This window comes from uncultured Mucilaginibacter sp. (assembly GCF_903913935.1).
Classification (GTDB): Bacteria; Bacteroidota; Bacteroidia; order Sphingobacteriales; family Sphingobacteriaceae; genus Mucilaginibacter.
In genome coordinates, this window is the sequence record NZ_CAIWNH010000020.1 from 1 (window position 1) to 17,775 (window position 17,775).

17 protein-coding genes are annotated in these 17,775 nt (G+C 42.8%); 8 read left to right on the top strand and 9 right to left on the bottom strand.

What is annotated here, in order from left to right:
- The 5 genes from QZY09_RS00755 to QZY09_RS00775 all read left to right on the top strand — a co-directional run.
- A partial coding sequence (locus tag QZY09_RS00755; RefSeq protein WP_295666834.1) for a Crp/Fnr family transcriptional regulator occupies positions 1-563 on the top strand: 563 nt, incomplete at its 5' end.
- Positions 564-741: 178 nt separating this feature from the next.
- Complete coding sequence (locus QZY09_RS00760) at positions 742-1,458, top strand: pirin family protein (RefSeq protein ID WP_295666837.1); 717 nt, start codon at positions 742-744, stop codon at positions 1,456-1,458.
- 117 nt (positions 1,459-1,575) lie between these two features.
- Entirely contained in the window at positions 1,576-1,890 is a 315-nt protein-coding gene (locus tag QZY09_RS00765; protein ID WP_295666840.1) for a hypothetical protein, read from the top strand.
- 360 nt (positions 1,891-2,250) lie between these two features.
- On the top strand, positions 2,251-2,823 hold the full coding sequence (locus QZY09_RS00770) for an HD domain-containing protein (RefSeq protein ID WP_295666843.1): 573 nt from the start codon (positions 2,251-2,253) through the stop codon (positions 2,821-2,823).
- Positions 2,810-3,688 carry a YitT family protein gene (locus QZY09_RS00775; protein ID WP_295666846.1) on the top strand — a complete coding sequence of 293 codons (879 nt, stop codon included), beginning with the start codon at positions 2,810-2,812 and terminating at the stop codon, positions 3,686-3,688. The genes QZY09_RS00770 and QZY09_RS00775 overlap by 14 nt, the downstream gene beginning before the upstream one ends.
- 82 nt (positions 3,689-3,770) lie before the next feature.
- On the opposite strand, the gene QZY09_RS00780 is transcribed toward QZY09_RS00775, so the two are convergent.
- From QZY09_RS00780 to QZY09_RS00795, 4 genes are read right to left on the bottom strand one after another with little or no spacing between them, the layout of a single operon-like run.
- Positions 3,771-4,814 carry an adenylate/guanylate cyclase domain-containing response regulator gene (locus QZY09_RS00780; protein WP_295666849.1) on the bottom strand — a complete coding sequence of 348 codons (1,044 nt, stop codon included), beginning with the start codon at positions 4,812-4,814 and terminating at the stop codon, positions 3,771-3,773.
- 2 nt (positions 4,815-4,816) lie between these two features.
- Positions 4,817-4,948, bottom strand: a complete 132-nt coding sequence (locus tag QZY09_RS00785; RefSeq protein WP_295666852.1) for a hypothetical protein — start codon at positions 4,946-4,948, stop codon at positions 4,817-4,819.
- The gene (locus tag QZY09_RS00790) at positions 4,948-5,199 is read right to left on the bottom strand and encodes a response regulator (protein ID WP_295666855.1); all 252 of its coding nucleotides are present in this window, start codon (positions 5,197-5,199) and stop codon (positions 4,948-4,950) included. Before QZY09_RS00790 ends, QZY09_RS00785 begins: the two co-directional genes overlap by 1 nt.
- Positions 5,200-5,216: 17 nt before the next feature.
- Complete coding sequence (locus tag QZY09_RS00795; RefSeq protein WP_295666859.1) at positions 5,217-6,542, bottom strand: ATP-binding protein; 1,326 nt, start codon at positions 6,540-6,542, stop codon at positions 5,217-5,219.
- Between the two features lie 184 nt (positions 6,543-6,726).
- Here QZY09_RS00795 and QZY09_RS00800 point away from each other — a divergent pair, with 184 nt between their 5' ends.
- Positions 6,727-7,110: a pentapeptide repeat-containing protein gene (locus QZY09_RS00800; RefSeq protein WP_295666862.1), complete on the top strand. Its 384-nt coding sequence runs from the start codon at positions 6,727-6,729 to the stop codon at positions 7,108-7,110.
- Between the two features lie 22 nt (positions 7,111-7,132).
- Here the strand turns inward: QZY09_RS00800 and QZY09_RS00805 are convergent, their stop codons facing one another.
- From QZY09_RS00805 to QZY09_RS00815, 3 genes are all read right to left on the bottom strand, one after another.
- A complete protein-coding gene (locus tag QZY09_RS00805) occupies positions 7,133-7,546 on the bottom strand; it encodes a DUF5655 domain-containing protein (protein ID WP_295666866.1) in 414 nt (137 codons plus the stop codon).
- A 112-nt stretch (positions 7,547-7,658) separates the two neighbouring features.
- The gene (locus QZY09_RS00810) at positions 7,659-10,034 is read right to left on the bottom strand and encodes an ABC transporter permease (protein WP_295666868.1); all 2,376 of its coding nucleotides are present in this window, start codon (positions 10,032-10,034) and stop codon (positions 7,659-7,661) included.
- Positions 10,035-10,204: 170 nt separating this feature from the next.
- Complete coding sequence (locus QZY09_RS00815) at positions 10,205-12,631, bottom strand: ABC transporter permease (protein ID WP_295666871.1); 2,427 nt, start codon at positions 12,629-12,631, stop codon at positions 10,205-10,207.
- Positions 12,632-13,082: 451 nt separating this feature from the next.
- On the opposite strand from QZY09_RS00815, the gene QZY09_RS00820 reads away from it, so the two are divergent.
- Positions 13,083-14,549, top strand: a complete 1,467-nt coding sequence (locus tag QZY09_RS00820; RefSeq protein WP_295666874.1) for a glycoside hydrolase family 30 protein — start codon at positions 13,083-13,085, stop codon at positions 14,547-14,549.
- A 105-nt stretch (positions 14,550-14,654) separates the two neighbouring features.
- On the opposite strand, the gene QZY09_RS00825 is transcribed toward QZY09_RS00820, so the two are convergent.
- Positions 14,655-15,860, bottom strand: coding sequence for a metallophosphoesterase (locus QZY09_RS00825; protein ID WP_295666877.1), 1,206 nt, complete (start codon positions 15,858-15,860; stop codon positions 14,655-14,657).
- A 191-nt stretch (positions 15,861-16,051) separates the two neighbouring features.
- On the opposite strand from QZY09_RS00825, the gene QZY09_RS00830 reads away from it, so the two are divergent.
- A complete protein-coding gene (locus QZY09_RS00830; protein WP_295666880.1) occupies positions 16,052-16,600 on the top strand; it encodes a pyridoxamine 5'-phosphate oxidase family protein in 549 nt (182 codons plus the stop codon).
- 333 nt (positions 16,601-16,933) lie between these two features.
- On the opposite strand, the gene QZY09_RS00835 is transcribed toward QZY09_RS00830, so the two are convergent.
- Complete coding sequence (locus QZY09_RS00835) at positions 16,934-17,683, bottom strand: PIG-L deacetylase family protein (protein ID WP_295666882.1); 750 nt, start codon at positions 17,681-17,683, stop codon at positions 16,934-16,936.
- Positions 17,684-17,775: the final 92 nt, after the last annotated feature.

Sequence of the window (17,775 nt, forward strand, 5' to 3'; positions counted from 1 at the left end):
ATAATATTTCGAAATATATCCATTTGACAGAAGAAGAGCAATCCATATTCATTGATTACCTTCAGCCAAAAGGTTTTAAACGGAAACAATTTTTATTGCACGAAGGAGAAGTGTGCAAATATTCAGCATTTGTAACCTCCGGCTGCCTGCGGGGGTATACCGTTGATAAAAATGGAATTGAGCATGTATTGAGCTTTGCTCCGCCGGATTGGTGGATGGGGGATATGTACAGCCTGATATCGCAAAAGCCCGGGATCCTGAATATTGAAGCGCTGGAGGATACCGAAACCATCACACTCTCAAAAGCCAACCAGGAAAAACTCTATGTTGCGGTCCCCAAATTCGAGCGTTTCTTTCGCATACTCACCGAAAACTCACTGGTAGCCAACCAGCAGCGGATTATTGATAACCTTAGCCTTTCTGCCGGAGAAAGGTACGGCATCTTCTGCAAACGCTATCCAACCCTTATTGACCACTTGCCGCACAAACAGATCGCCAGCTATATAGGAGTAACCCCGGAATTTTTCAGCAGGATGCGGAGCGGGGTTTTGAGGAGGGGTTGATTTTTTAGTTCATGGTTCATAGTTGATGGTTCAAAGTAAAAAAGTTCATAACGTTGATGTTAGAGACTATCTGCAATGAACCATCAACTATGAACTCTCGCTTTTCTTAACCTACATCATCTTTCCCGAAATCAATCATGTGTACATTTGTGATATAAATTAACTGGAGAAAATTAAAATGGCACAAACAATATTACATAAAGCCGAAACCCGCGGGCACGCTAACCACGGCTGGCTGAACAGTTACCATAGTTTTAGCTTTGCAAGTTATTACAATCCCGAAAGGATGCATTTTGGGGCGTTAAGGGTGTTGAACGATGATACCGTTGATGCCGGCAAAGGTTTCGGTACGCATCCGCATGACAACATGGAAATTATTTCTATCCCCCTGGAAGGCGACCTGGAACACAAAGACAGCATGAACAATGTAGCGGTTATAAAAAACGGCGATATACAGGTAATGAGCGCGGGCACCGGCATTTATCACAGCGAATACAATAAGGACAGGGAGCACCGGGTGAAGTTTCTGCAGATCTGGGTATTTCCGAATAAAAAGAACGTTGAACCACGGTACGACCAGATCACGTTAAATGCTGACGACAGGCATAATAAATTACAACAAATATTATCGCCAAATGCGGGCGATGAAGGTGTATGGATTCACCAGGATGCCTGGTTCCACCTTGGTAAATTTGACAAAGGCGTAAACGAGGATTATCAGCTTAAATTAAAAGGTAATGGTGTTTATGTTTTTGTACTTAACGGTGATGTTAAAATAAACGACCAGCAATTGCACACCCGTGATGGCTATGGTATCTGGGAAACCGATAGCTTTAGCATTACTGCTGAAACCGATGCGGAGTTTTTGCTGATGGAAGTGCCAATGGAGTTTTAACATAGGGTGAAAGCTGAAAGGTTAAAGGCGAAAGGTGATATTTCCCGCAAAAGGGGCTATCTTAATTTTTAAAATGCCTTTGACCTTTCGCCTTTAACCTTTTACCCCCAAAAGGATATGAATAAAATACAGATATTAACAATTGGCCGGCACCCCGAAATACTTCAAACGGTAGTACGGCTTGTAAATAATAACCCGGATTGGCATTGTACCGGTGTGATCACCGATGAGGAAGCAATGGCTGCCTTTACCTCACAAGCCTTTGACCTTGTTCTTTTAGGTGGAGGCATCGAAAAACAAAGCGAGGAAAGACTTTGCAATGTTTTCAAAGCCCACAAGCCCGGTATTATAATCCTTCAGCATTATGGCGGGGGCAGCGGTTTACTGTCGGCTGAGATATACGAAGGTTTATGCGGCGTTAAACTGGGCTGATTCCGGATCGTTTCGTCGCCACCATATATTAATGATGTATGGATTAGTGTAAGCCGGTGAGCACAATACACATAGCAATTAAACATCCGGTTGCCCCTATCATAAACGAATACGCTAAAACTAAATCTAATTTTTTCATGGCCTTAATTTTTAATTTATCAAACTTTGTTACCTGTTGATTAATAACACAAATTTGACTGAATAACCGTTGGAGGGTTTAGTTAAAAAGGGCGAAACTGAAAAATAAAGTGGTGAAGCAAACCTTTATTTGAAAACTGAACGGTGTAAACAAAACATTTGATATATTAGCGACTCAATCGTTATCATTTGAGGCAGTTTCAGCAGATAAAAAAACTTATTTTGGGTAAATTGGAAAAAGAGTTACCCGCGCGTTTAAACTATCATAACCTTCATCATACCGTTGACGTTTTGCAGGCCGCTGAAAGAATTGCTGTCGAAGAATCTACCCCAGTAGATGAAAAAGAATTGCTATTAACAGCGGCATTATTTCATGATACAGGTTTTTTTAAAAAACGTGATGGGCATGAAGCCGAATCATGTAATATTGCACAATATTATTTGCCATCATATGGGTACACACCGGCTGAAATTGAGCAGGTTTGCAGCATGATAATGGCTACCCGGATACCGCAATCGCCATTGGATAAATGGGGCGAAATATTATGTGATGCCGACCTGGATTACCTTGGCAGGGATGATTTTTTTATGTTGAGCGCCAGGCTGTTTAACGAATTGAAAAACGAGGCCCTTGTTAAGGATGAAGAGGAGTGGAACAGGGAGCAGGCAGATTTTATGGGGGCGCACCAATATTTTACTGCAAGCCAGGTAAAATTAAGGCAGCCTTTGAAAGAACGTTATATTGAATTGATAAAATCAAAAATCACAAACCAGATTTTTAATGAAAACCAGTGATCAGCCTGCAATAGCGGTATTAAAAGATATAGGGTACATCACCGCCGGAATTTTAATTTGCGGTTTTGCCTTAAAAAGTTTTTTGGTACCCAACAGTTTTTTCGACGGCGGAGTTACAGGTATTTCGCTGCTTATTTCTGAGCTGTATCACATCAATATCGCTTATGTAATTATTCCGGCTAACATCCCCTTTATCATTATGGGTATATTCCAGGTAAACAGCAGGTTTGCCTGGAAAACACTGGCGGCAATTATTGGCGTTGGCGTTTGCCTGCAGTTTATACCCTATCCGCAGGATATAACCCACGATAAATTGCTGGTATGTATTTTTGGCGGCGTTTTTATGGGCACCGGCATCGGCCTGGCCATTCGCGGTGGCTGTGCGCTTGACGGCATTGAAGTGCTGGCCCTTTATACGCTAAAAAGAAGTAGCTTTACCGTAAGCGAGATCATATTAGGAATTAATGTGCTCATTTTTTCAGTTGCAGCTTTTAAACTTGGCTTGCCCACTGCACTATATTCCGTAATGACCTATTATGCTGCTTCGCATACCATCAATTTTGTTATTGAGGGACTCGAGGAATATACCGGCTTTACCATTATTTCCGGCAAAAGTGAAGAAATTAAAGAAAAGCTGGTACTTGAAATGGGGCGGGGCATCACTATTTATAAAGGAGAACGCGGCTACCTGAAGGAAAGTTTTGATGTACACCACCCTGTCGATATCATTTTTACGGTAGTAACCCGCCTTGAAGTTCGGCGCTTAAGAAACTTGGTATATAGTGTAGACCCTAATGCTTTTATGTTCACCAGCACGATAAAAGAGGCTGCAGGCGGCGTGCTAAAAAAGCGGGCAAGACATTAGAGAAGGTCATAGTTGATGGTTCATAGTTCCCTAATAGCTGCAAGTCTTTTTCGACCATGAACCATGAACTATCAACCATGAACTATTCCAAAACCTCGTAAATAACCACAGGTTTCGCTTTGTTTTTCAACGTTACTTCGCCTATTTTTTGGCATTTAAAGGATTCTTTTGCTTTTTCGTATACTTCTTCGCTGATGATCACCTGGTTAGCTTTTGCTGTTGACTGTAGTCTTTGCGCCAGGTTAACCGCATCGCCAATCACCGTATAATCAAGCCGTTTTAATGATGTGGCGCCGATATTACCGGATACCATTTCGCCAGAGTTGATGCCGATAGAAACCTGCGGGCGGAAGACCTTATCACCGCTGATGATCTCCTCAACCGATTTAAGTTGTTCCTTGATGGAGAGCGCCGCGTCAATCGCCCTGTCCAGGTGGTAGTTGCCCCTGAAAACGGCCATTACAGCATCTCCCATAAATTTGTCAACATGCCCTTTTTGTGCCAGGATCTCTTTCACGATCTTATCAAAAAGGCTGTTAATGATGTTAACGACTGTATTCGCCGGTACATTTTCAGTAATGGCCGTAAAGCCGCAAATATCAACAAACATTACCGTTGCTTCCAGTACCTCATTCGCCGCCAGGTTATTCTCAAACTCCCTGTGCGTCATAAAATTGAGCACGTTCTCATCCACATACATTTTCAGGATATTGTTTTCCTTGATGGCTTTAATGGTATCACGTACCTGTGCAACGTGGTTTACGGTTTTTTCCATCGTAAGGTCCAGGTCCTCAAAATCAACCGGCTTGCAAACAAAGTCAAATGCGCCGCCGTTCGTCGCCATGCGGATATTATGCATATCGCCATAAGCCGAAACCATTACCGCCCTTACGATAGGGTTGGCATCAGGCAGCTTACTTAAAAGCACCAGCCCATCCATTACCGGCATATTGATGTCACTTAAAATAATATCCAGGTCGGGGTGCTCGGCAATACGCTGCAGGGCCTCTTCGCCGTTTTGAGCAAACACAAACTCATAAACATTCTCCCTGATCTTTCGGCGAAATTTTTGTTTGATCAGCAACTCCAGGTCTGCCTCGTCGTCAACTACTAAAATCTTGGCCATAATTAATCGTGAATAAATGTGTTTAATTTTTCCTTTAAAAGGGTAAAATCAAGCGGTTTTGTTAAGAACTCATTAGCGCCCCTTTCCATCGCCTGGTGGCGGTTCTCGTCATCACCGTAAGCCGTGATCATCATTACCACCGGCGGTGGTTTTTCGTACGCCTGATGCGCGACAATAGTTCAATGCCCGTCATCCCCGGCATGTTGATATCCGACAAAATTAAAATCACCTCAGAGTGGTGCTCGTCCAGGTAGCCAAGCGCTTCTTCGCCCGACAAGGCAAAGGCAAAATCTAATTCACCGTTTTTTATTTCCTTGCGGAAACGTTGGATAAATAATGGCTGTACATCAGCCTCGTCATCAACAACTAAAATTTTTGTATGCATTATCGTATGAGCTTAAATTAAACGGGTATGGTAACTGTAAACTTGGTGAATTCGCCTTCTTTTGTATCAATATTAATAGTGCCGCCATGGCCTTTTACAACTATATCATGGCTTAATGACAGGCCCAGGCCGGTACCCTGCCCGGTAGGTTTCGTCGTAAAAAATGGCTGCATTATTTTTTCTTTTACGCTATCGGGTATACCTGTGCCGTTATCCTGCACAGCAATTTCAATGCTTTGGCTGCCCTTGGCGCCCGGTGCCGTAATTGATTTTGTACTTAGCGTGATGGTTGGTTTGTAATCTGCGCCGGCATTTTTTTGCTTTTCCTGCACGGCATAAAAAGCATTGGTAAATAAATTAAGCAACACCCGGCCAATATCCTGCGGTACAATATTTGCCAATGGTAACGCTTCATCCAAATGAGTTATCATTTCGGCATTAAAGGATTTGTCCTTTGCCCTTAACCCATGATAAGCCAGCCGCAGGTACTCGTCGGCAACTTTATTGATATCGGTTGGCTCCTTGGTATTGCTGCTGGCGCGGCTATGCTGCAGCATGCCTTTTACAATGCCATCGGCCCGTTTACCATGGTGGATGATCTTTTCCAGGTTCTGCTTAATATCAGCGGCTATGGCTATCGCTTCCTCTTTGTCGCCCTTGGCCAGTTCCAGCTCCATCTCATTTAACAGTTCTATACTCACTTCCGAGAAGTTGTTTACAAAGTTTAATGGGTTTTGAATTTCGTGTGCGATACCTGCCGTGAGTTCGCCTAAGGAAGCGAGCTTTTCTGACTGGATGAGTTGTTGCTGCGTGGTTTGCAGCAGATTTAATGTTTGCTGCAATTCGTTTTTTTGCTGGGTAAGCTCGGCCGTACGTTCAGCCACCAGTTTATCCAGCATTATGTTTTGCTGGTTGGCAAGATTAAGTTCTTCCCGCTGCTTTTTAGAGGTTGCCCAACGGGCAAAAATCCATACGAAACCGGCAATGATGGCGAATTCAAAAAAGTTGTCGTATTTGTCGTAAAATTTAGGGGCGACTACCTCTGTTAGCCCGGCTAAGATACTGGCCACGCCTAAAGGCAGGTGCGCCTTTATAAACGAGTTGAATGGCTGAAAATCGGCTTCGTTATCGGCAAACCATATAGCTCCTAAAAGCAATGCGCCACCCAAAATGGATGGCCAGCCACTGTGCAAATAAAATACAGCAGGGATACAAATCCCTACAACTACCCATGACGCCAGGGTGAGTTGCGACATCCATTTAGCCCTCAAAGGCGAAAATGCCAAAAATTTTTGTAAACGCTTTACCAGTAAAAATGCAGCGATATAGGGAAGAAACTCCATTCTGTTAAATGTCTTATTTTATTGGTTAAAGGTATCCATTTCAAACTAATGATTTACTGGGAGCGGAATTTAACATAAATGCAGCTGATTACAAAATGTTGGCATAAAATCACCTTTATTTTGGCACTTTAATGCTTGGTGCCGACAATAATGATGATTAGTTTTGACAATAAAACTATACAAAATGGAAAATAATAATGATGTTGTTACGATTACTGAGGCTATAAAAGTGATCAGCGTAAAGCGTGCGATGATCGATCATTCAACCTTTGAAGATGTGAGTGCGAAAAATTTAAGAATTACAGATGCAAACCTGAGTGATTTGGAAATTGAAGGCGCGCAACTCGGCGGCGCCTATATTCATAACATCGGCATGCCACCCGCGGGTCATCCGTTTTATGATCCGGCAGCCAGGCAAAGGCCCCTTAAATTTGAGGATTGCGATTTGAACGGCAGTACGATCATTAACTGTAACCTGGGGGATGTCAGCATTGATAATTGTAATATTAAGGGGATGACTGTCAATGGTGTTTTGGTTGAGGATTTATTGAAGAATTATCAAAAATAATGAAGTGCCGCGTAATGAACTTTCAGTTCTCTTTATCGTAAGCCATCTTCATATACACCCTTACTTCATCATTAATATCTTCCTTAAAATAAATCCGTAAATGGTGGTTATAGTCGTCGCTGCCCAATACAGGTTTTATCTTATTAAAGCAAAGGTTATCTGAATATGCCTGTTTGAAAGGAAACACCACGTCAATAAAATTTTTGCCCAACTGAATGACGTAGGCAAATCGGGTTCGGGCACCTATAGAGATCATTGATTTTGTAGGATGAAGTTTTATTTCACCGATTTGCCTGTACTCGTTTATAAAATGATCAAATAAATCCAGTGTGTGCTGACTTTTGCCATTTAAAAAATCGGCCAACACCTTATCCCGGCAGGAGTGCACCTGGTTGGTGTTTACAAATTGCTGGTTACATAAGGGGCAGGTCCACATAGTTTAATTTGAAGATTAGTTAATTTGATGATTTGAAAATGATAAGGCAAAAATCATAAAAAACTTATGCTATACATTCATTTTCAAATTTTCAACTCGTCAAATTTTTAAATTATTCCGTTTTCAAACTTTTAACAGGGTTTGCCATTGCCGCTTTTATACTTTGATAGCTAACCGTTAGTAATGTGATCAGTACTGCCCCTGCGCCGGTTACAGCAAATATCCACCAGGCCAGGCCTGAGCGGTAGGTGTAATTTCGCAGCCAGCTCTGCATAAAATAGTAGGATACCGGCGTAGCAATAAGTAATGAAATGACGATCAGTAACACAAAATCTTTGGATAGCAGTTGCCACAGGTTAAATACTGATGCACCCAATACTTTTCGCACGCCAATTTCTTTGGTGCGCTGTTCGGCCATAAAGCTGGCCATACCAAACAAGCCCAGGCAACTGATAAAAATGGCAAGTATGGCAAATGAACTGGCCAGCTTACCTATGCGTTCCTCGTTGTTGAATTTTTTAGCATAAGCCTCGTCTGCAAACAGGTAATCAAAGGGTTGGCCGGGTGCGTACTTTTTGTAAATAGTTTCGATGGCGCTTATTGCTTTGGCTGCACCCACTTTTGGATTGATGCGGATGTTTAACGGGCCGGCTTGCGTAGTAGTGTAAAAAACGGTTGGCTTAATGGGTTCATAAGGCGACTCAACCACAATGTCTTTAGCAATGCCCTTAATGGTATATTGTTTATCGTCCCACCTGATCATCTGACCTACGGGATGATGCAGCCCCATATATTTTACGGCCGTTTCATTTAAAACGATTTCGTTTAAACTTGATGTTCCGGCATTCGAAAAATCATTTCCGTCCCTGAATTGCCAGCCAATGGTTTTTCCATATTCCGGCGTAACGGCGAAAGTTGCAAACTCATCCTTCATGTTTGGGTCCTTTCCCTGCCATTTAAAACCGCCTCTTGTCCGGCTGCCTTTGGTGATCTGGTTACCTGATTCGGCGATCTCCGAAATGAAGCCGGTTTCAAGCAGGTCGTTTCTAAAGGCCTGGATGTGGTGATGAATATCTTCTGTATATGGCCGCACAATAACAAGCCCGTCGCGGCTGTAGCCAACAGGGCGATCTTTCGCAAATTGGACCTGGCGGAAGACAATGATCGTTCCGATGATCATCGTGATGGAGAATGTAAATTGAACAACTACAAGGCCCTTGCGCGGCAAACCGGCCCATTTGCCGGCCTTTAGGGTGCCTTTCAATACTTTAACCGGTTTAAAGGATGATAAATAAAAGGCAGGATAACTGCCTGCGAATAAGCCGCAGGTCACTGTAAACCCTGTTCCCAGTATCCAGAACATTGGTTTGGACCATAATATGGACATTTGCTTGCCGGCCAATTGATTGAAAAATGGAATTAAAAGTTGAGTGATAAATAACGAAAGACCAAAAGCTAAAACTGCCATCAACAATGATTCCCCCAAAAACTGGGCGATTAGCTGGCCGCGCATGGAACCCATTGCTTTTCTGATGCCCACTTCCTTAGCCCGTTTTTCGGAGCGGGCGGTACATAGGTTCATAAAATTGATGCAGGCGAGCACTAATACAAAAATGCCGGTTATGGCAAATAGCCAAACATATTTAATATCCCCACCGGTATTTATCCCGTTTTTAAATTCAGCATATAAGTGCCAGCGGTTCATCGGGTATAAAAATACTTCGGGGTTAACTTTTTTTCCTTCAGGATCTTCATGGTTGAATTTTACCTGCCTGATTTTTGAAGAAACTGCAGCCATATCAGCTAATCCGCCAACCTGGGCGAAAATCTGGAAAGAATTTTGGTTCCAATCCCCTGTTGCTTGTTTTACTTCATCCGTACTGGCATATGCCTCCCATGAGGCAATAAACAAAATATTATTGAAGGTGGTATTTTCGGGCAGATCTTCATATACGCCGGCAACGTTCAGGTTTTGATCATCTAATTTCAAGGGTTTGTTAATGGGGTCTGCATTGCCAAAAATGGCTTTGGCAACCGACGCAGAAAGAATAATGGCCGAAGGATCTTTTAGGGCAGATCGCGTACCTTTTAACATTTTTAATGTCAGCATATCCGGAGCGGCTGATTCCATGTAATTACCCTGGGCCGATAAGCTTTTGTCCTTAAATGTAAGCTGATGGGCATTGGTCCATGAAGATAATACCACATATTTGAAATTGATACCGTACTGCTGGCGCAGCTGGCCCGCTACAGGGACGGGCATCGCTTTAAGGCTTGCAGTTTCGCCATTCAGCGTTTGGTTTTGCATCACCCTGGCAATGTGATCGTAGTTTTTATGGTATTTGTCGAAGGAGAGTTCATTCCAGATCCACAGGCCAATTAATATAGCTACAGTTATACCCGCAGACAAGCTGACAATATTGATAAACGAATGTGCCTTGTTTTTTACAAAGTTGCGCCACGCGATTTTGAAATAGTTTTTTATCATGAGTTAGTTCACTGGTTCATTTGGTTATTGGTGCCTGTTTGCAGTCATTTGCTTCGCGTCATTGGGTCATAAAGTCATTTTTTTCTTCGGACTTTTACTAATCTCTAACCTCTCCGGTCTCTTGTTACGCTTATTTTAAGTCCTTTCTGCCCACTGCCACTGCCCACTGTCTACTCACTCTTAAGGCTCTTTACCGGGTTCATTAACGCGGCTTTAATGGACTGAAAGCTTACGGTAAAAAAGGCAATAAATACGGCTATACCACCTGCCGCTAAAAAAAACCACCAGTTAAAATCAGCCCTGTAGGCAAAGCCCTGCAGCCATTTGTTCATGGCATACCAGGCTAATGGCGATGAAATAAGTATGGCGATGCAAACCAGTTTGATGAAATCTTTTGACAGCATACCTGTGATGCTTGCAATGCTGGCACCCAATACTTTGCGGATGCCAATCTCCTTAGTGCGCTGCTCGGCTGCGTAGGCTGCCAGGCCAAAAAGGCCCAAACAGGCGATAACAATGGCTAAAATGGTAAACGTGATAAAAACCGTCCCAATATTTTGTTCTGAACGGTATAGTGCATTAAAATCCTGATCCATAAAGGAATATTGGAAATGCGCAGGAGAGAGCGCTTTCCATACGTTTTGTACCTGTCTTAGTAATGCCGGCAGGTTGGCTGTTTGCACCTTCACGCTTAAAGCGCCTTCGTCATCTCCCAACTGCATAATCACTGGCGAAATATTATCATGCAACGAATTGAAATTAAAATCTTTTACTACTCCAATGATGGTATAGGGCTTAAAAGTCGGATTTGCCCCGCCTGACGACTTATAGATAATTTTATTTATCGGGTCAGCATAACCAAGGAATTTGGCTGCGGATGCATTAATGACCAGTGAACTGGAATCGGTTGACATTTGACTTGAAAAATTACGCCCGGCTGCCATTTTCATCCCCAGGGTATTAATATAATCTTCGTCAACATTCCAGGTTTGCGGAAAAATGGCTTGTTTTGGGTCGGCCTGGGCCTGTTTGTAAAATATAGCCGTGCTGCGGTTTGGCGCAGTGGGCAAAAAGCCCGTAAGTGTTGCATTTTCAACACCTGCTATTTGTTTAATTTCCTGTTTAAATGCCTTTGCATGACCGCCCAATTCAAATGCGTTGTCAATAACCAGTACCTGGCTGCGGCTATAGCCCAGGTCGCGGTTTTGGATGTAGTGCAGCTGATTATAAATTACAAGCGTGCCAATGATCAGGAAAATGGATATGGAAAACTGAAAAACTACCAGGAAACTGCGCATCAGGCCACCCTTAAAACCATTTGATATTTTCCCTTTTAATACATCGATCGGCTGGAAGGCTGATAAAAAGAATGCAGGATACAAACCGGCCAAAAAGCCAATAAAAAGAACGGCAACTAATGATGAGGGCAGCAGCCAGATCAGGGTATGGGAATTAACTTCGATGTTTTTGCCGGATAGTTGATTGAAGGCAGGTAGTAAAAACAGCGCGAGCAAGATGGCAATGAACACAGCCACCAGCGTAATCAAAACAGACTCAGAAAGGAATTGTGCGATAAGATATTTACGCGGCGATCCCAAAACTTTCCTTACGCCTACTTCGCGGCCGCGATTTGATGAACGCGCTGTTGACAGGTTCATGAAATTTACACAAGCGATGAGCAGAATAAAGATCCCGATAGCTGAAAAAATATATACATACTGCCTGGTACCGTTAATCCCCAGTTCGCCGGTTTGGTTGGAGTGCAGGTGAATATCCGTTAGCGGCATCATATTCAACCTGAAAAAGCTACCGCTTTTTTCAAATTTATCATAACTCATCTTCAATTCAGCCTGCATCTGGTCTCCGCTATAGTTACGCAGCAGCTTAGGGAATTGAGCCTCCGTCTTTTTGTAATCAGCGCCTTTTCGCATTAGCACATAGGTGTTGAAATCACTCCGCAACCACTCGGTTGACCGGCTCTCAGGGTTGGACGACATTGACACCAGGAAGTCCGCATGAAAATGCGATTGCTCGGGAATATTATTAATTACCGCAGTAACCTTAATAGGCCTTTCCAAATTTCCGTCGATGATTAAGTTTTCACCGACAACATCCGTTCTGCCAAAATATTTTTTTGCGGTAGCCTCGGTAATTACTACCGTATTTGGTTCGGTTAAGGCTGTTTTTTTATCGCCATAAATAATGGGCAATGTAAAAACATCAAAAACCGAAGGGTCAGCAAAAACGGCGCTATATTCTAAAAATCTTTCAGACCCTTTGTTTACATGCATCCCGCCTATGTTTTTAAGCCTGACGGTGTTTTCAACATCCGGAAAAACACTTTTTAATGTTTGTGCAAGCGGTGCCATGCAAACTGCATATTGAACGCGGTTATTGCCCAATTTTAAATCTTCGTTTACGCGGTAAATACGATCGGCATTAACATTATAACGATCATAACTCAATTCATCAAACACATAAAAAACAATGAGCAAACATGTGGCAAGGCCCAAAGCAAGCCCCAGCACATTGATAGCAGTAAACCCCTTGTTTTTTTGCAGGGAACGAAAGGCAGTTTTTTGGTAGTTCTTTATCATGGTTGGTTCATTAGTTCATTAGTTCATTGGTTCAATAGTTCATTGCTTCATTGGTGTTTAGCTGGTTAGCTCGTGCAGCTTTTAACCTTTTGCCTTTTACCTTTTGCCTTTTACCTTTCGCCTTTTGCTTTTAACCAATATCGAAATAATAGTTAATTAACATTCATGCCGTTGTTGTAATTTATTGATTTACAGTTATTTAATATGAATTAAGCTTTGTGCCCTGTTACAATTCCGTACGGTAAGTGTACGGTTTTGTTACAGTGGTTGTGGGTTGTAAGGGTTATAAGGAGTTGAAAAGGTTGTAGTTAATATACAAAATTCAATAAAGGTAACCCTTTTTCAACCTTTACAATCTGTTACAACATTTTAAACTAAAGTCAACTAAAATGAATAAATTTGAGTCTTGTAAACCGCTATACCCGTTATAGTATATCTCACGCCTTAAATTATGAAAAAAGAATCATCCCTGATAAGCCTTGCTTTTGCCGGTTTATTTCTGTTTGTTGCCCACGCGGGAAATGCGCAAAAGGCAGCCGCCTATTCAGCTAAAAACAAAACGGTAAAAGTTTATCTGACCGCCGAAAACTCCGATAAGCGCTTAACGCAAACCGAAACACTGCATTTTACTGATAAACCCCAACCGGTTGAAACCGAAGTGGCGGTGTTTGTTGACCCATCTAAAAAATTCCAGACTATGCTGGGCATCGGTGGCGCTTTGACGGATGCATCTGCCGAGACTTTTTACAAGCTGCCAAAGGATAAGCAACAGGAATTACTTACGGCTTACTATGATAAAACCAAAGGTATAGGCTATTCCCTTGGCCGCACCAATATCCAGAGCTGCGATTTCTCCAGCGGAACCTATAGTTATGTGAAAGAGAATGACGCCGCATTAAAAACTTTTGATGTGAGCCATGATAAGCAATACCGCATCCCGTTTATTAAAGAAGTAATAAAAGCGGCAGGTGGTAAGCTTACTTTGTTTGCATCACCATGGAGCCCGCCGGGATGGATGAAAACCAATAACGATGTTTTGCATGGCGGCAAACTAAAACCTGAATTTGACCAGAGCTGGGCAAACTTTTATGTAAAATTTATTAAAAGCTACGAGAAGCTTGGGATACCTATTTGGGGATTGAGTGTGCAAAATGAGCCGATGGCTACACAAAGCTGGGAATCATGCCTGTACACTGCGGAAGATCAACGTGATTTCATCAAGAATTTTTTAGGCCCCACTTTGTATAAGGCAGGTATGGCCAACAAAAAGCTGATTGCCTGGGACCATAACCGCGACCTGATGTACCAGCAGGCCAGCACTATACTTGAAGATCCTGAAGCAGCAAAATATGTTTGGGGTATAGGCTACCACTGGTATGAAACATGGACCGGCGCCAATATGAATTTTGAAAACGAGCGCCGCGTGGCGGAATCCTTCCCCAATACGCATTTGATATTTACCGAAGGTTGCGCCGAAAAGTTTGACCTGAGCAAAGTAAACGATTGGGCACTTGGCGAAAAATACGGTACTTCAATGATCAATGATTTTAATGCCGGCACCGTAGGCTGGACGGATTGGAACGTATTACTGGACGAAAAGGGCGGGCCAAACCACGTGGGTAATTTCTGTTTCGCGCCGGTACATGCGGATACCAAAACCGGGCAGATTACCTATACCAACGCTTATTATTACATTGGTCACTTCTCTAAATTTATTCACCCGGGAGCAAGGCGCATCGTTAGCGCTGCCAGCCGCGATATGCTTTTGAGCACTGCTTATATCAATACTGACGGCAAAATAGCCGTAGTAGTAATGAACAAAACCGATAAGGATATTGATTACCTTTTATGGATAAAGGGCAAAGCAGCTAAAACAACCAGCCCTGCACACTCAATGGAAACGTTGGTAGTGGAATAGTTGATTAGTGATTAGAGACTGGAGATTAGTTAAAAAAAGGCTTGCGGTGGTATGAAAACCTCGCAAGCCTTTGTTGTAAAATGATAAAGTACAGGGGTAAGTATTTTAATGCAGCGATATAGTTTTACTTTCACCGAAAACTACTTTGGCGGTAGGGTCGGATGGTTTGGTGTCCCACAAACATTCTCTTGCGGTTAGTTTTAAGGCCACCGGGTCAATTGAAATAAGTAGAAAAGACAGTTTGGTTTCATCTTTTGATGAGATTTCTCCTTTCATTGGTGAATCAACCCTGAATACCGGGAGCGAGATGTCTTTATCAGGACCCTGGTAGGTATAAAACTCGTTGAAGTTGGTATTGCCGTGCAAATATGCCTTTACATTGGGATGCGCTTTAAGGAATTTCACCCAGCCGCGCTGTTCCAAATCGGTTTGGCCTTTTACGGCAGCGTTGCCCTCTTTGTAGTACTCGGTAACAAGGTTTTCAAACTTGTTTTGTTTGGTCATATCATGCGGCGCGGCAGGGTTGGTAAAATGTTTCGCCTCGCATTCAGGTTCGTCATGCGTAACAATTATTACCGGCGTATTATGGGCTACCTTATTAAGGTCTTTTTCCATCCAGATCCTTTCGGCTGAATCGGGCCATAGGGTGATAAACATAAAATGTATGCCCTTTATATCCCTTGAGTAATTGATCTTATCGGTAGCGTAATTGTACGCCTCGTTAGTCATTGGTTTTACCGGTTTCAGCATCAGGTTATAAATATTAACCATCGAACTTGGGTCGGTAAGCGGCTGCATCGGTTTATAAAAGCCAATAGCGTTGGTGATATCGTGGTTGCCGGGCACTATCAAAAACTGTGTCGATCGTTGATCATGGCCCTTTAGGGTTATCCCCTTAAAATAGGTATCACTAAACTGGGCAAAGGATGCCGCGGCACTCTGGATCGGTATTTCCATCCGGTTCGCAATATCTCCTCCTTCTACCAGGTAATCAATGCCGCTGATTTTTTTGCCAGCGTTTACCCCGCTGTCTGCTGGAAAAGATAAGCCCGGCAAACTGTTCATTTGGGCAACCATCGCTTTATTTACTTTTTCCGAAATTACGTTACTGTCGCCCCTGAAAGCTTTGCGGCTGATACCAAAATGGGCGTCGGAAGTAAATATCAACTCTATCGTTGAAGCATTTTTACCCTGGCACAAACCAGTCGCAGGGACAAAAAAAGCAAGGCAAAAAAGCAAGGCAAAAAATAGGGTTGTTGTCGTTGCTTTTTTAACGTTCAGAAAGTGTTTACAGGAATATATTGCCATCATGGATCGGGGGGAAGTGTAAGCCGCAAAAATAGGTTTGGCAAGACACCTTTATATTAACGCCATATTAACAAATGATAAACAAAGCCGCCATATTGTTATTCCTGGATCAAATTGTAATATAAAGCAATAAAAAGGCGCCGGTTTCGGCACGCAATAAAAAAATAGGATTAAATTTGATCAGCATTAAAATTATGGGCAAGTTTTATAACGAAATACCCGATCAGCAAAAAGCATTTATTGAAAAACAAAAAATGTTTTTTGTGGCTTCGGCGCCTTTGAGTGCCGATGGGCATGTTAACCTGTCGCCAAAGGGAATGGATTGTTTCCGGGTGTTGTCACCAAACAGGGTGGCTTATATGGATATTATCGGGAGCGGGAACGAAACGTCAGCGCATATCCTTGAGAATGGCCGGATCACCTTTATGTTTTGCGCTTATGACGGTCCGCCGATGATCCTGCGCCTTTACGGTAAAGGTTATTCAGTGATACCGGGCGATGAAGACTGGGAAGCGTTGGCTCAGCACTTTAACCTCGTCATGTCGACCCGGCAAATTATCGTGGCCGATATTGATATGGTACAAACTTCCTGCGGTTATGTTGTGCCATACTATCAATACGAGGGCGAACGGGATACTATGCCAAAATGGGTCGCCAGTAAAGGCGCTGAGGTGCTTGAATCATACAAGGCCGAAAAAAATATGCTGAGTATTGACGGCTTGCCTACTGCGTTAGTCAGGTAGGTCATGGTTCATGGATCATAGTTCATGGTAAAAAGGGATTAGTGTCATGTCAGTCAAAAATTGACGTTCAGGGTTTATTAGAACAGCTTAAAAATACCGGGAGAGGTTATGCAAAATAGTGTAAACCCTGTTTTAATGCGTAAGCCTGTAAATAACTCATTATTAGATATTTGCAAAATTAAAAACCTGAAAGTGTAAACCCTGTGTAAACCCTTTTTGTGCTTTTTTGCGTTCAATGAACTTGTAGATTGACGTTGGTCAATGTATGGTTGACACGACATTAGTATTTTTTACAGCCCTTACAACTTATTACAACCTTTAAAACAAAGCAACCTAAACAGAAAAACCACCCATGCCTTTTCCAGTCATCCGCACAAAACCTTCGGCGGCTTTTACACCCAACTCGCGGCCTCGAAATTCTTCCATAGAGGCATGCCCGCAGCCGTAAATGCCCGGAGGATCCTGGCTGGTATGGCAATACACCGATTTGCGTTTTTGTTCCTGTGTATCGGTAATATCAATAAAATCTGTCGGTTTAAAACCCATGGTTTGTTCGCCTGCGCAAACCTCAAAAAAATATAACGGGAATTTATTTTCGCTTCGTACCCATGTTTGTATGGTGAGCAGGCTGGCGCACTGGTGGTCCTTATGCGAATCAATTGGCCAATGGGTAAAAACCAGGTGGGGATTTTCGGCTGCAATTAAATCCTGCACATGTTTAAGGGTTTCGTTGCTCACAAAGGTGTCGCCATCAATCTGCCCGGCAAAAACAGGTTTAGCATTTAGAATTTTACAAGCATTAATGGCTTCCTGTTTGCGGATGCGGGCGGCCTCATCATGGCTGGTGCCGGGTATGCCCGCTTCGCCGGTTGTTAAATAAATGATGGTTACCCCGTGCCCGGCATTGGCGAGTTTGGCTAATGTACCGCCGCAGCCGCTTTCCGGGTCGTCAGGATGGCCGCCAACACAAACGATCCTTTTCTTTTCTAATGGATTTTTGGGGTCGGCGCTTAAAATACCAGGTAAAGTAAGCAGGCCTAAGCCTGCGGCAGTGCTTTTAACAAAATTGCGGCGTGAACTCATGGTGTTTTGGGTTTACCAAATGTATAAACATCCTATCGATATTTTCATTTCTCTTTACCAATGAAGCAGAGCATATTTCCATCAATCAAACA

Bases quoted from the DNA above. Each gene is read 5' to 3' on its own strand.
- QZY09_RS00760 (WP_295666837.1), top strand. From the start codon at position 742: ATGGCACAAACAATATTACATAAAGCCGAAACCCGCGGGCACGCTAAC.
- QZY09_RS00765 (WP_295666840.1), top strand. From the start codon at position 1,576: ATGAATAAAATACAGATATTAACAATTGGCCGGCACCCCGAAATACTT.
- QZY09_RS00775 (WP_295666846.1), top strand. From the start codon at position 2,810: ATGAAAACCAGTGATCAGCCTGCAATAGCGGTATTAAAAGATATAGGG.
- QZY09_RS00780 (WP_295666849.1), bottom strand. From the start codon at position 4,814: ATGGCCAAGATTTTAGTAGTTGACGACGAGGCAGACCTGGAGTTGCTG.
- QZY09_RS00785 (WP_295666852.1), bottom strand. From the start codon at position 4,948: ATGATGATCACGGCTTACGGTGATGACGAGAACCGCCACCAGGCGATG.
- QZY09_RS00790 (WP_295666855.1), bottom strand. From the start codon at position 5,199: ATGCATACAAAAATTTTAGTTGTTGATGACGAGGCTGATGTACAGCCA.
- QZY09_RS00795 (WP_295666859.1), bottom strand. From the start codon at position 6,542: ATGGAGTTTCTTCCCTATATCGCTGCATTTTTACTGGTAAAGCGTTTA.
- QZY09_RS00800 (WP_295666862.1), top strand. From the start codon at position 6,727: ATGGAAAATAATAATGATGTTGTTACGATTACTGAGGCTATAAAAGTG.
- QZY09_RS00805 (WP_295666866.1), bottom strand. From the start codon at position 7,546: ATGTGGACCTGCCCCTTATGTAACCAGCAATTTGTAAACACCAACCAG.
- QZY09_RS00810 (WP_295666868.1), bottom strand. From the start codon at position 10,034: ATGATAAAAAACTATTTCAAAATCGCGTGGCGCAACTTTGTAAAAAAC.
- QZY09_RS00815 (WP_295666871.1), bottom strand. From the start codon at position 12,631: ATGATAAAGAACTACCAAAAAACTGCCTTTCGTTCCCTGCAAAAAAAC.
- QZY09_RS00820 (WP_295666874.1), top strand. From the start codon at position 13,083: ATGAAAAAAGAATCATCCCTGATAAGCCTTGCTTTTGCCGGTTTATTT.
- QZY09_RS00825 (WP_295666877.1), bottom strand. From the start codon at position 15,860: ATGATGGCAATATATTCCTGTAAACACTTTCTGAACGTTAAAAAAGCA.
- QZY09_RS00830 (WP_295666880.1), top strand. From the start codon at position 16,052: ATGGGCAAGTTTTATAACGAAATACCCGATCAGCAAAAAGCATTTATT.
- QZY09_RS00835 (WP_295666882.1), bottom strand. From the start codon at position 17,683: ATGAGTTCACGCCGCAATTTTGTTAAAAGCACTGCCGCAGGCTTAGGC.